Source organism: uncultured Methanobrevibacter sp. (genome assembly GCF_902784195.1).
In the GTDB taxonomy this organism is placed as follows: domain Archaea; phylum Methanobacteriota; class Methanobacteria; order Methanobacteriales; family Methanobacteriaceae; genus Methanobrevibacter.
Map to the genome: position 1 here is coordinate 223,917 of NZ_CACZTX010000006.1, position 14,171 is coordinate 238,087.

Genomic DNA, 14,171 nt, shown 5'->3' on the forward strand with positions numbered 1-14,171 from the left:
AAAAAATCACCTTTACTTAAAAATAAATATCCTTTTTTTGCCCTGATTCTAGTAACTAGAATTAGAAAACTTTTAATTTAAACAACTAAGGAGCTTTACTATGAATCATGAAGAAAGTTTAAAAGGAAGTCCTCAAGAAAGAGTGGAAATAGCATTGGATGCAATTAGATCAGGAAATGGAGTCATTGTAACTGATGATGAGACACGTGAGAATGAAGGAGACATGATCTTTTCATCAGAACACTTGACTGAGGAGCAAATGGCACTTCTCATAAGAGAAGGAAGTGGAATCGTATGCTTATGCTTAACTCCTGATAAGGCAGATGAATTGGAACTTCCTTTAATGGTAGAAAACAATACAAGTACCTATGGTACTGGATTTACAATAACAATTGAAGCAGCAGAAGGAGTAACCACTGGCGTATCTGCAGCAGACAGAGTAAAAACCGTTAAGGCTGCATCAAATCCAGATGCAAAGCCAAGTGATTTAAACCACCCAGGTCACGTATTCCCTCTTAGAGCAAGAGAAGGTGGAGTGCTTGAAAGAGATGGCCATACTGAAGCAACCATTGATTTAATGAGACTTGCTGGCCTTAATCCTGCGGGGGTATTATGTGAAATCACATTGCCAAACGGAACCATGGCAAGGATGCCAGATGTTATTGAGTTCTCAAAAGAGCATGACATGCCTGTTGTAACAATTGAAGATATTATTACATATCGTAAAGAAAATAACGTTTAACCAAGCTTTTTGACTTCGTCAAAAACCTTGACCAAAATTTTTTGCAATTAAATTAAAAAACTAGCAATTGATTAAAAAAAAACAACTAAGAAGGGAAATTATATACAAGCTTTTTGACTTCGTCAAAAACCTTGACCAAAAATTCCTAAAATTACTAAAAACAACTAAGAAGGGAAATTATGGAAATTAAAACTATCACAACTGATGTATTGATTATAGGTTCTGGTGGTGCAGGCTGTAGAGCAGCAATTGAAGTGTCCAATCAAGGAAAGGAAGCATTGATTGTTTCAAAAGGATTGACTTTCAGATCAGGCTGTACTGGAATGGCTGAAGGTGGATACAATGCTGCACTTGGACTTGTAGACCCAGAGGATAGTGTAGAAGCGCATATTAAAGACACCTTAAAAGGTGGTAGCTACCTTAATGACCCTAAATTAGTAGACATTCTAATCAATGAATCACCTGACAGACTCCGTGACTTGGAAGAGTATGGCGCCCTCTTTGACAGACAGGAATCCGGTGAATTGAACCAAAGGCCATTTGGTGGTCAAACCTATAGAAGAACCTGTTTCCAAGGAGACAGAACCGGCCATGAAATCATGACTGCACTTAAGGAAGAAATCATCAAGCGTGGCATCAAGACCATTGATGAAGTGATGATTACAGCACTTATCAAGGATGACTCAAACAACATCCTCTCAAAAGTGATCGGTGCAGTTGGACTTGACCTCAAGAACAATGACATCATCTATTTCCAAGCTAAAGCTGTTGTTCTTGCAACTGGTGGATCCGGTCAATTGTTCCCTGTAACCTCAAATACAACCCAAAAGAATGGGGATGGATTTGCACTTGCATGGAATGTTGGAGCAGACCTGATTGATATGGAAGAGATACAGTTCCACCCAACAGGTATGGTCTATCCGGATTCAAGAAAGGGAGTTCTTGTAACTGAAGCGGTAAGGGCTGAAGGCGGAAGACTCATCAACAGCGAAGGTGAAAGGTTCATGGGCCGATACGATGACCGTATGGAACTTGCTACCCGTGACGTTGTTGCAAGGTCAATCTACAATGAAATCATGGAAGGAAGAGGAACCGAACATGGTGGAGTCTACCTTGATGTAAGCCACCTCGACCCAGACTTGATTGATGAAAAGCTTGAAACAATGGTGCTTCAGTTTGAAGACATTGGAGTGGACATAAAAACCGAACCAATGGAAGTTGCACCTACTGCACACCATCATATGGGAGGGGTCAGAATCAACGAAGATGGTCAATCCACTGTTGAAAACCTATTCGCTTGCGGTGAAGTATGTGGAGGAGTCCATGGTGCTAACCGTCTTGGAGGTAATGCACTTGCAGACACTCAAGTGTTCGGTAAAAGAGCAGGATTTGCTGCAGCTCTTGCATGTGACTTGACTGTCATGCAGTACAATTTCACAGCTGTTGAAGAGGAAAAGAATAGAATAGAATCATTGATGAAGGAAGGTTCCATCGATCCAATAGCTATGAAGAAGGAAATCCAGCAATTGATGTGGGAAAAAGTCTCAATTGTAAGAAATGAGCAAAACCTAAAGTCCGCTCTTGAAAGACTTCTTGAAATGAAAGAGGAATTGAATGACCTCAATGTTGATGACAGGACTCAATTCAATGAATCACTCCTTACCGCTCTTGAAGTAATCAACATGGTTGAAATCTGTATCCTTATCGTAAAATCTGCAATACTCAGAAGAGAAAGTAGAGGAGCACACTTCAGAGAAGACTTCCCAGAAACTAACGATGAGCTTTGGAAAAAGAGCATTATCATGGGACCAAATAAGATTAGATTTGCTAAACGTTAGTAAGATTGACTAATTTTTATCAATATCTTTTATTCTAATTTTTGTGGAGTTCAGCTCCACTTTTTTTATCTTGGAAAAAATAATTCGTATTGTAATAAACTATTTTTTTAAGAATATTATTATATTAATTTAACAATATTATAATTGATTAAAACTGTTAAATTGACTTAATATTTGTAAATTGATATTAAATTAAAAAAATAAATCCAAAAATTAGTTAAATTAATAAATAATTAGTTTTAAACTAATATTTGGCAATTCTAAATTTGGAAATTTATCTAGAACTACAAATTTTAAGCAGGAGGAAAAACACAAGTATGCTCCTGACTAAAAGACAGGAGGTGGTTCTATGATGGATGAAATTTTAAAACTACTACGTGCCATTAGTTTAATAAATAGAATTCATATTACCTTTTGTATAAAAATTAATTAATTTGTAAAAATTTTTAAATACTGAGTAATTTAAATTTTCCATTTTTAGTTTTGCCTTAGAAATTTCTAGAGATAAAAATATTTAAATATTTAAAAAAACTATATTTAATTAAATACTTGTGTGTCAATCTCATTTGAGATTGATTTTTCCTGCTAGTGGAGATTTATCTCCACTTTTTTTATCTTGTAAAAAATAGTTCGTGTGAAATGAAATAATTTATGTAAAAACTTGTTTTAAAAAAATAAAAAAGGAGTTTTAAAGCTTTTGAGTGTTTAGAACCAACTTCAATAAGGATTTTTTCAAGACTTTTCTCTCATCCTCATCGATTCCATCCATTACTGTATCTTCCCAGTAATCGATGTACTTTAATATCTTATCAGTTCTTTTAATGCCTTTATCAGTTAATTTAACTAATTTTCTACGCCTATTAGATGGATCTTCTATTCTTTTAATAAGACCAGCCAATTCAAAACGCCTTAGAAGCTTTGCAGTGTAACCATCACTGACCTTGAATAGATTCACCAATTCCTTTTGAGTTCCTTCAGTGGAAAACCTTATTCTGAGTAAAAAAGGAAGTTCAACTAAACTGATGTCTTCATCTACAAATTCCTCATCAATGTAATTTTTAAAGCTTCCTACCAATTCCTCTACAAAGTGATAAATTCTAATGTCCTCAGGATTTTCATTAATAAACTGATTAGGCAATTCCATATTTACACCAATTCTAAAACAATAAAGCTTATTCTCTTTATATAAACTATATCTTTCAATATATTTAAATATTTTCATTAGATAACTGTTTCCTTAGGAAAGATTTATATACTATATCATATATAATATTTTTAAAAATATATGAAAATTCGATAAAATTATAATCTAATTAAACAGGTGACAATTATGAGCGATGTTATGTTTGGATTTGGAGCTATGAGACTGGACCTTGAAGATGAAAATGATGAAAGTTCAGTAAATTTTAATGATTTTGCAGAAATGATTGACTATTATATGAATCAAGGATTCAACTACTTCGACACTTCCTATGCATACCATAATGGAGCATCAGAAGTGGGATTAAGGGAAGGTCTTGTGAAAAGATATCCTAGAGACTCCTTTAAAATAGCTGACAAGATACCTACATGGGCTTTAACTAGTGAAGAGGACAATCAAAAATTCGTTGATATAATGCTTGAAAGATTAGGAACCGATTTCTTTGATGTATTGCTTATCCACAATATCAATGAAACCTTCCTTCAAATAGCTGAAAACTCCAACAGTTTCGACTACATTAAGAAAATGAAAGAGGAAGGAATAGCCAAGAAAATAGGTATCAGTTACCATGATAGAGCTGACTTGCTTGAAGAGATCCTTCTAAAATATGGCGATGCAATCGATGTTGTGCAGCTCCAATTGAACTATCTTGACTGGGAAAGCAAACTTACAGAATCAAGAAAGAATTATGAAATCTGTGAAAAATTCGGCAAGGATGTAATTGTAATGGAACCAATAAAAGGTGGAACTCTCTACAATTTGCCTGACGACATTAAAGAAAAATTCGAAAAAGAAGGTATGACACTGGTTGAAGCGGCCTTAAGATTTGCAGGAAGCCATGAAAATGTCAAAGTGGTTTTAAGTGGTGTAGGAAACCTCGAGCAGATGAAAGAGAACTGTGAAGTATTCAAGCCATTTGAACCTATGAGCGAAGAGGAAGAGAAGTTCGTGCTTGAAATGGCAAATGAAATCAAGGAGCTCATTGCAATAGACTGCAGTTACTGCGGATATTGCCTAAAGGAATGCCCAGCAGGAATCCCTATACCTGATTTCTTTGAATTGTACAACAGTGAAAAGATGTATTCACTTCCTTCATTGCATGCTATCTATGGAACAACTGCAGCTGCAAATGCACCGGCATCTGCATGTACTGAATGTGAATCCTGCATGGCAATCTGTACCCAAAAACTAGACATTCCAACACTTTTAAAAGATGTTGTAGATACATTTGAATAATTCTAAATAATATAATGAATAAATTTTTTAAATCAATAAAGATGGTGATAAAATGAAAACTTTAGTAGCTTATTTCTCAGCAAGAGGAGTAACCAAAAAAGTGGCAGAAAAAGTGGCAAATGCACTTGATGCAGACATCTTTGAGATTACTCCTGAAACTCCATATACCGCAGCAGACTTGGATTATATGGACAAGACAAGCAGATCAACTATTGAAATGAATGACAGAACATTTAGACCTCCTATCAAGGAAACAATTGATGTCTCTGAATATGATACAATTCTCATCGGTTTTCCGGTATGGTGGTACACTGCTCCAACTATAATAAACACTTTCATTGAAAGCATTGACATTGCTGGAAAAACTGCAATAGCTTTCTGTACCTCTGGTGGAACTGGAATAACAGGTTGTGAAAACGACTTGAAAAACGCTTATCCAGAAGCTAACTGGAAACCAGGAAAAAGATTATACGGTAGAGAATCTGATGATGAGATTATCAATTGGGTAAATGAATAAATATTCTAAATGAAAATGAATAAAAAATTATTCATTTTCTTTTTTTATAAACCCAAAAATAGTTCGTAAAATATAAAATAAATTTAAGAATTAAAAATAATAGGAATAGAAAAATTGCCTATTCCTCAGCTTCAGCTTCTCTTAACTCTTTCATTTCTGCAATAGCTCTTTTTGCCTCACTTAAGATATGGCCTTCATCCACAGTGAGAAGCTTTCTGTTTTCCATCAATATTTTTCCATTACAGATAGTGGTGTCAACATTGGAACCATTTGCTGAATATACCATGTTGGATGAAATCGCATTGCTCATTGGAGTCATGTTAGGAGCGTTTGTGTCAACAAGAATAAGATCTGCCTTTTTGCCAACTTCAATTGAACCTGCATCAATGCCTAATGCATTTGCACCATTATAGGTTGCCATGTTTATCACTTCATCTGCAGTTGCAAGTTTCGGATTGAGTGTTGAAACCTTTTGAAGAAGTGCTGCAAACTTCATCTCATCGAACATGTCAAGATTGTTGTTGCTTGATGCGCCATCAGTACCTAATCCAACGCATACACCTTGACTTAAGAGTTCACCTATAGGTGCTGCACCAGATGCAAGTTTCATGTTACTGCAGGGGTTGTGTGAAACCTTGACATCATACTTTTTAATCAAATCTATCTCATTTTGGTCTAACCATACACCATGAGCCGCAACAATATCACTGCCTAATATGCCCAAGTCATCTAAATACTCGAAGGGTCTTTTATTTTGATGAGCTTCCTTACAATCATTAATTTCCTTCATTGTCTCGTTCATATGAATGTGGATACCAACTTGGTACTTATCAGCTTCCTTTCTAACCCTCTCTAGAAGCTCACTTGAAGTGGTATAGATTGAGTGTGGACCGAACATTGTAGTGATTCTTCCATCTGCAGTATTGTTGTGATTCTTTATTAAGGATATGTTTTCCTTGAATTCGTTTTCACGTTTTTCCTCAATGCCGAAATCAATCATACCATATGACAACACTGCCCTCATACCAATTTCTTCAACTGCCTGTGCGACACCATCCATATAGAAGTACATGTCTGAAAATGTGGTTGTACCGCTCTTGATCATTTCAGCTGCACCAAGAAGTGCACCTATGTAACAGTACTCCCTGCTTAGGTGTGCTTCCATAGGCCAGATGTGATCGTTAAGCCAAGTGTCCAATTCCAAATCATCAGCTATTCCACGTAAAAGTGACATTGAAATGTGAGTGTGAGTGTTGACAAGACCTGGCATCAATATCTTGTCTGTTGCATCAATTATCTTTTCTGCATTTGATTCGTCGATTGCGTTTCCTATTTCTGCAATCTTATCTTCAACTATCAATACATCCGCATTCTTTTCTTCAGTTTTTCCATTTCCCAATGGATTTATTATAGTTGCATTTTTGATTAATATATTTTGACTTTCCATTAAAACACCTTTTATCGAATAAAAGCAATAATTAGATTTTAATTTATTTTATTTTTTAAAATTTTTAATTAACATGATATTATTTATATCATATTATAAAAAAATATTTTCATTTTGTTAATGTCTAAAATTTAGTTTGAATTATTTTATATATTACGAATTAATGTTCATTTTAAAAAAATAAAATAAGATAAGTTTTAGCTATCTTATTTTATAACTACCTTGGAAGTCCTTTTACTTGCCTTATAATACTTGTCTCCAGCGAATTTTACAGTTACCTTATAGGTTTTCTTCTTGGAAAGCTTTATTTTAACTGTTGCAACACCTTTCTTATTAGTTTTTGCTGTGTACTTTTTCTTATTTATGATGAAAACAATCTTTCTGCCTTTGATTACTTTCTTTCCATTTTTCAAAGTTGCAGTTAGTTTCTTGACTTTTTTCTTAGCCTTGAAAGTCTTCTTAGGAACATACAATTTGGTAGCCTTCTTGACTATCTTCTTAGCTACAGTCCTTTTGATTGTTATCTTTTTAGTCAAGGAACTGTCTTTATAGTAATCGTCACCAAAGACTATCTTCACAATGTAATTTCCATTGCTCAATTTTGAAAGCCCAGTCAATTTGGCTTCACCGTTTGCGTTTGTGGTTGCAGTTTTTGTCAAGACAACCTTATCATTTAGGCTAACGATGAATTTAATTGCCTTATTTGGAAGTGCATTGTAGTTGTCATCTATCAAAACAACCTTGAATTCATCCCCTTTTATCAAGGTCTCTTCAACTATGATATGTGGACTGTTTCTTTTTGTCACATTTACGGTGAATGTTTCATTGGAAGATTTGTAATAGCTGTCTCCAATGAATGAAGCCATGAACATGTAATTTCCTTCCACAAGATTTAAGCTAAATTTAGCGGTTCCATTTTCATCCAAAAGCAATTTTGCAGGAGAGAAACTTAGATTGTTGTCACTTTCAATCAATGAAACTGTAATTTCCTTACCAACTACAGGATTGAGATTTTGATCCAGCAAAGTGATTATCACTCCTTCATTGGATTTGGACAATATTGCCTTATTTTCAATATCCTGGAACTTGGTGTTTCCTTCATAATACAAGTTCAAGACATTTGAATTTGTAATGTTGCTTGGCTTGAATCCTGCATAATCGAAACTGAATGCGATAGGGAGAACCGCTTTTGCCCGATTAAGGGATAAGCTTAACTTAAGCACACTGGACTCACCTTCACCTAAAGAGCCTAAATGCCATACCTTGGTATTCTGATTGAATGAACCCTTAATGATCTGGAAGCTTTTTATGATTATTGAATCATCAAGATCCATGCTGATGTTGAGGTCATTCACCAAGTCACCTTCATTTGATACTGTAATGACAAGGTCAATCAAGTCACCTACCTTGTAAGTGCTGCTGTTTGACTTTATGCTAAGGCAAATATCACTGACCCCTGAAGTGTAGGCCTTTAGACATACATTAGCTTCTTTCAAGTCATAGTCTTGAGCATATTGGTAGAACTTGATTACTTTCAAGCCGTCTTCATAAAGATTCTTGTAGTCCACAAGGTCAATCCAGTTTATTCCATCCATACTGATAAATGATTCATTAGGATTTGCGCTTGCTCCACTGCTATAGCCTTCCCTTTTTGATTCAATAGCTATCGGATAGCATGAATCGGGAGTGGTCAATTTTACGGCTATCTTGAATATATCGTTTTTGGCAAGCTCCACATATTCATCCAATTTGATTGTATGGTATCCTGCACCTTTTATGAGGCCCTCTTGAATATATTTGCTTATTCCATTTACAGTGATGTTTACTAGATATTCACTGTCTCCAAAGGTGTATAATCCAAATGCAGTCAATGGATTGTTGTTTTTAGCCAGGAATTGATTTGCAAGCCAAGCAGTATGGGAGTTGAATCCCAATGACTCAAATGTATTCCCAAGAATGTCATATTGGTAAATGTTCTTGTAGTTTGTAATGTTTTCTACATTTGCAATTGCCATAGCGGAGATTGTATCAAGACCGAATCCTGCAAATGCCTTGTCATAGTAGGATATGTACCAGTAGCCATCATATCCATGGTCTGTTCCCCAACTGTTCTTTATTATGAATGCCCCATCGCCAGGAGGGGTAATTGCAAAATTTTCCTTTTTGTAATTGTCATCCCAACCAATGAGAGTTACTGCATGATTAGAGGTATCAATGACATCATGATAATAGTCCGGTTCGTATTGGAATGAATCGTCTGCCTGCATTGAAGTGTACAATGCCCCATAAGTCATGATAGCATACTTGATTTGGTCCAAATCCTTATAGCTTAGACGCACCGGAATCAAGAGAACATCCTGCACATGCTTTGTAAGGTTCAGTTTGGTTGGAGAGCTTGTATCCCAATCGCTGAATGGATCATCACTCTCTTCTACAGGTCCGCTCCAGCGCAAGAGATATGCAAGGGACATGTATTGGTTTCCGCCGTCTTTCCAATCAGTACCATTCAATCCATAGAGACCCATCAGGTTTTTCATATTGTTTTCAGAGAGGTCATATGAAATGTTTTCATATTTCAATAGATAGGATTCAAGTGCTGCAATTGTTGTAAATGCCCAGCATGAGCCTGAACCTCCTTGGTTACGAATTGGAGTGACCAATCCATAATCCCTTAAGTCATATGATGAAGGAAGGTCAGTGAGCAATCCGTCATCAAATGCTTTTGAGACTATTATTTGATCTTCAAGGCAAAGCAATAGGTCATCTCGCACGGTTTTTACATAATTATTGTTGAAATTCACATTTGCCATGTTTACATTGCCATTCAAATTGAAGAAGGTTCCATTGTCATCGCTTATTCCATTTGCTTGATTGCTTGAGACTGTGACATTATGGATTTCAAGAAGATTTGCCTTGTTGGATATTGCAGAACCGAATGTGTAATCTCCATTGAGCATGTTGCCCTCTATTGTAGAGTTGATTATGAACACGTTGTGGCTTGCCCAATTGCAGATTCCTCCTCCCATGGAGTAGTTTGAATTGACTGTATTGTTTGCTATTGTTGTGTTGTAGACAACAAGGATTCCGCTGTAATCATATATGGCTCCTCCACTACCGTATGTTCCATTGACAGAGTTGTTTATGAAATTGGAATTCAATATTGTCATTTCACCCATATCATTGATGATTGCGCCTGCATAAGCGTCTGCACTTCCATTTGCTGTATTTCCTTCAAATATGGAATTGTAGATTCTGACGAATCCCTTGTCATTGTATATTGCTCCACCGCTTGCAGGATATGTTTTCTGAGCATAGTAATAGATATAATCCTTTACAGAGTTGTTCTTGAATGTGGTATATACAAAGTTTACAGCACTTTGGTTAATGTAAACCGCTCCTCCATAGTAGGAATTGCCTCTTGTGAATGTCAGGTTTACAAAGTTTACAAGAGGACTTACAGCAATATATGCGAGTGGAGGTGTGATGAAGAATATTCCATTGCCGTATCCGTTTCCTTCACCATCAATGATTGTATTCAATGCGCTTTGGCCAATCAGATTAAGATTTTTGCTTATTGTCATCCGTCCTGAAATGGTATATGTTCCATCTGCCAAAAAGATGTTTGATTTGGAGTTAGTGTCATTTATGAAATAATTATAAGCACTGGAAATTGTTTTGAATGGGTTTGATTGGGTTCCTAACTCCTCATCTCCATCATAACTTGAGTTTACGAAAATAGTGTTTGAATCGGATACGTTAAAGTCATATGTAAGCATTTCAGACTTTAGATTGATGTAATCTGAATAGTCTGTGTAGATGTCACCTTGACTCTGGGAATTGCTTTCATCAAGAATCTCATCATCAATACTTCCAAGACTATTCTCATTTGAATCAGAGCCTGAATTTGTTTCTGTATCATCATTTTCATCTATTTCAATTGAATGAAGTGTTTCATCATCAATTGAATCAGAATTTATCTCATTTAGTTCAGTGCTTGTTTGGTAATTAATTTCATTATTCTCATTTAGGATAATTGAATCATCTGCAGCTGCAAAGCTTGCAGGAATCATCAATAAAAGCATGATAATTAATGAAATTAAAATGCAGTGCTTAATTTCCATAATTTAACCCCAATCTTTCTTTAATTAATTTTTAAATTTTAATTTTCAATCCCAATATTCATAATTTATTAAATTAATTTTTAAATTTTAACTTTTCAATCTCAATATTCATAATTTATTAAATTAATTTTTAAAAAATTTCAAAATTCTATTTTATTACAACCTTTCCTTTTTTGCTGATTTTCTTAAATGTATTGTCTCCTGCAAATTTAACTGTAAACTTGTAGGTTTTCCTTTTGGATAACTTGACTTTCACTTTTGCAATCCCTTTCTTATTGGTTTTTGCAGTGTACTTTTTGCCATTTACAGTAAAAGTGAGCTTTTTACCCTTAATGGCCTTCTTATTTGTGGCCTTAAGGGTAGCATACAAGTATTTGATCTTTTTACTTCTCTTGTATGTTTTCTTAGGTATAGTCAATTTGACTTTCTGTGGATTGACCTTTACTTTCGCTACAGCAAAACTACCATTGTACTTTTCATCTCCAAGGAATGAAACTACAACAGGATAGGTTCCTTTCTTGCTTAGAGCGATTTTTACGCTTGCTACACCTTTAGCATTTGTAGTGCGTTTGTAGATCTTGCCATTGAATGAAATCAATACCGCTTTATTTGCTAAAAGATTTCCTTTGCTGTCCTTTAAGCTAATTGAAAATGCTTTTCCTGCTTTCTTGCCATTGATTTTGGTATTTACAGTAGTGGTTTTCATAGCTTTAGCTACAATGCTTGTAGCTACCATAACAGTTGACCCGCCACTAGAACCATTAATATTGATATTTCCACCTTGAGGGATATTGATTCCAGATTCCCCCTCAATTGAAGTGACATTGAATTTAAATTGCTTAAGTCCATCGAATGAAGAGACATTTTCTATATTGATTGGATTGCTGGTTGCCAAGATTCCCCTTTCAGAATTTATCATGAGCAAGTCAACGGTCTCTCCAACAACATTCTCATTAATCTTTTCTACAGCGATTCCACTGATATTGATAGCTGGAACCTCTATTTCCAATGGATTTGTAGAATTCTTAGCATTGACTAAAACTATAGTGTCTCCATTATCCACTATGAACTTGATGTTTGAAATTTCGAATGAATCCACATCAAAACTGTTTTTATCAACAACAAATATTGGATTTCCGCCTGCAGATTTGATTGCTGTTGCATTGTTTCCGATTATTGTCAAATTCTTGTTTATGATTATATTTGAGATGTTTTCACAATTGCAATTGCTTAAATCGATTATGTCGCCATCTTCTGCATTGTCAATGATTTTTTGAAGTTTTTCTGCACTTATATTAGATATGATTGAATTTGTATTGAATTCCAAGCTTTGATTGTCTATTCTTAAACTAATTAGATTTTCCTTTGAGGATGAGCTTAATAAGACACTGGCCATATTATTTTCCAATAATCCATTGGTTTGATTCAATTCTCCATTATTGCTTGCAATCTTAAATTCCTTTTCAAATGGATAATAATTGGCGTTTTCAATTAAGCTTCCATCATTATAATGGTTTAAGAGAACCTTGATGTCATAGTAATTTAATTTCTTATCGAAATTGGCTATATTATAATCATTTGCCAAATTTTCTTCAAGATTGTCCAATAGCTCTACAGACAAGCCCATAACAACCCATCTGTTAATGTTGATCTTATCCAACTTTTGAGGATTGTTTGTTCCCCACCAATTGTCTTCCAAATAGATTTTTCCGCCGTTTGGATAGTAAACTGTTGTATCCTTATAGATTGCCATGCCTTTCTCAGTATCCTTATTGTTGAAGATGAAAGAGTTGCTGATGTTCAAGTCAACATTTCTATCAAGAATAGCTCCTCCTCCACGTGTATTGATAGCGCTGTTGTTTACAAACTGGCTATTTCTAATGATGACATTTCCTACCCTGCCATCTGTTTTTCCAATGAGGTTAATTGCCCCGCCTCCATAATTTGAGACTGTTCCTGTAGCAACGTTCTTAATGAAACTGACATTGTTCATTGGGAAATTGCCCTCAGTGTTTTGCATAAAGATCGCTCCTCCAGAGAGTGCCTTGTTGCCTATGAATACTGTGTTTTCAATTGACTTGAATCCGTCAACATACTGCATATAGATAGCTCCACCACCGAAGGTGTTTCCTTTTGCAGTGTTGTTTATGAATTCACATCCGGAAATGTTCAAGCTTGGAGGATAGGATAAGCTAGTATAATAGCCGTCACAATAGATAACTCCACCGTTTCCTCCACTGTCTGTAGGAATGACCTGATTGTTTGTAAAACTTGAATTGGCTATATTCAAATTCCCTACAGAGTAGATTACTCCACCATTTCCATTCTTTACAATGCATCCTGAAACATCAAGGTTTTCTATGGTCAAATTGCCCATATTTGTAAATGCACCTCCAGATGCCCCTGTATTGACACCATCAATTATCTTCAGGTTTCTTATAGTCAAGTTGGAATTGTAAATGGAGAATATTCCACCTGTATATCCAACACCATCAAAGGTTGTCTTGTCGATTCCAGCGCCTTCTATGGTAAGATATGTGTCATCCAAGTCAATGCCAAAAACCACATATGATCCTTCGCCAACGGAAATCTTATGAGGTCCATTTTCAGACACTGCCAATTGAATAGCCCTTTCTATAGTATTGACTGGATTTTCTTGGGAACCGTCATTGTCATCATTTCCATCTTTGGAAACATATATTGAATCTGAACCTTCCTTAATCAAATCATCATTATTGGAACTTGAATCTGAACCCTCCTTAATCAAATCATCATTATTGGAACTTGAATCTGAAACTTCATTGGATTCAGACAAGCTTTCATCACTAATCATTTCAGAACTTGATTGGGAATCGTCAATAATCTCCAAATCAGAACTGGAACTTAAACTCAAATCAGCGCTGCTATCTTCAACGACATCTGACGAATCAGCTGCACTGACTGAATTGAATCCTAAAATTATCATGAAAAGAAGTGATAATAGGATTAAAAATTTCTTATCTAATTTCAAACTTACACCTCATTAAAGAATTTAACAATTTTCATATCTAATTAAATTTTAAAATTCAA

8 protein-coding genes are annotated in these 14,171 nt (G+C 35.2%); 4 read left to right on the plus strand and 4 right to left on the minus strand.

Features of this window, described 5'->3' with window-relative positions:
- Positions 1 to 100 precede the first annotated feature (100 nt).
- Complete coding sequence (ribB, locus tag QZU90_RS05915) at positions 101 to 742, plus strand: 3,4-dihydroxy-2-butanone-4-phosphate synthase (protein ID WP_295608406.1); 642 nt, start codon at positions 101 to 103, stop codon at positions 740 to 742.
- 179 nt (positions 743 to 921) lie between these two features.
- Positions 922 to 2,580: a fumarate reductase (CoM/CoB) subunit TfrA gene (gene tfrA, locus QZU90_RS05920; RefSeq protein WP_296856088.1), complete on the plus strand. Its 1,659-nt coding sequence runs from the start codon at positions 922 to 924 to the stop codon at positions 2,578 to 2,580.
- A gap of 688 nt (positions 2,581 to 3,268) precedes the next feature.
- Here tfrA and QZU90_RS05925 read toward each other — a convergent pair.
- A complete protein-coding gene (locus QZU90_RS05925) occupies positions 3,269 to 3,724 on the minus strand; it encodes a MarR family winged helix-turn-helix transcriptional regulator (protein ID WP_296856090.1) in 456 nt (151 codons plus the stop codon).
- Between the two features lie 186 nt (positions 3,725 to 3,910).
- On the opposite strand from QZU90_RS05925, the gene QZU90_RS05930 reads away from it, so the two are divergent.
- Together QZU90_RS05930 and QZU90_RS05935 are read left to right on the plus strand one after the other, a co-directional pair.
- Positions 3,911 to 5,017, plus strand: coding sequence for an aldo/keto reductase (locus QZU90_RS05930; RefSeq protein ID WP_296856092.1), 1,107 nt, complete (start codon positions 3,911 to 3,913; stop codon positions 5,015 to 5,017).
- A 52-nt stretch (positions 5,018 to 5,069) separates the two neighbouring features.
- The gene (locus tag QZU90_RS05935) at positions 5,070 to 5,534 is read left to right on the plus strand and encodes a flavodoxin (RefSeq protein WP_296856093.1); all 465 of its coding nucleotides are present in this window, start codon (positions 5,070 to 5,072) and stop codon (positions 5,532 to 5,534) included.
- A 118-nt stretch (positions 5,535 to 5,652) separates the two neighbouring features.
- Here QZU90_RS05935 and QZU90_RS05940 read toward each other — a convergent pair whose 3' ends face one another.
- The 3 genes from QZU90_RS05940 to QZU90_RS05950 form a co-directional block, all read right to left on the minus strand.
- Positions 5,653 to 6,981, minus strand: a complete 1,329-nt coding sequence (locus QZU90_RS05940) for an amidohydrolase family protein (RefSeq protein ID WP_296856095.1) — start codon at positions 6,979 to 6,981, stop codon at positions 5,653 to 5,655.
- Between the two features lie 206 nt (positions 6,982 to 7,187).
- Positions 7,188 to 11,102, minus strand: a complete 3,915-nt coding sequence (locus tag QZU90_RS05945) for a lectin like domain-containing protein (protein WP_295608420.1) — start codon at positions 11,100 to 11,102, stop codon at positions 7,188 to 7,190.
- Positions 11,103 to 11,250: 148 nt separating this feature from the next.
- The gene (locus QZU90_RS05950) at positions 11,251 to 14,112 is read right to left on the minus strand and encodes a hypothetical protein (protein ID WP_295608422.1); all 2,862 of its coding nucleotides are present in this window, start codon (positions 14,110 to 14,112) and stop codon (positions 11,251 to 11,253) included.
- Positions 14,113 to 14,171: the final 59 nt, after the last annotated feature.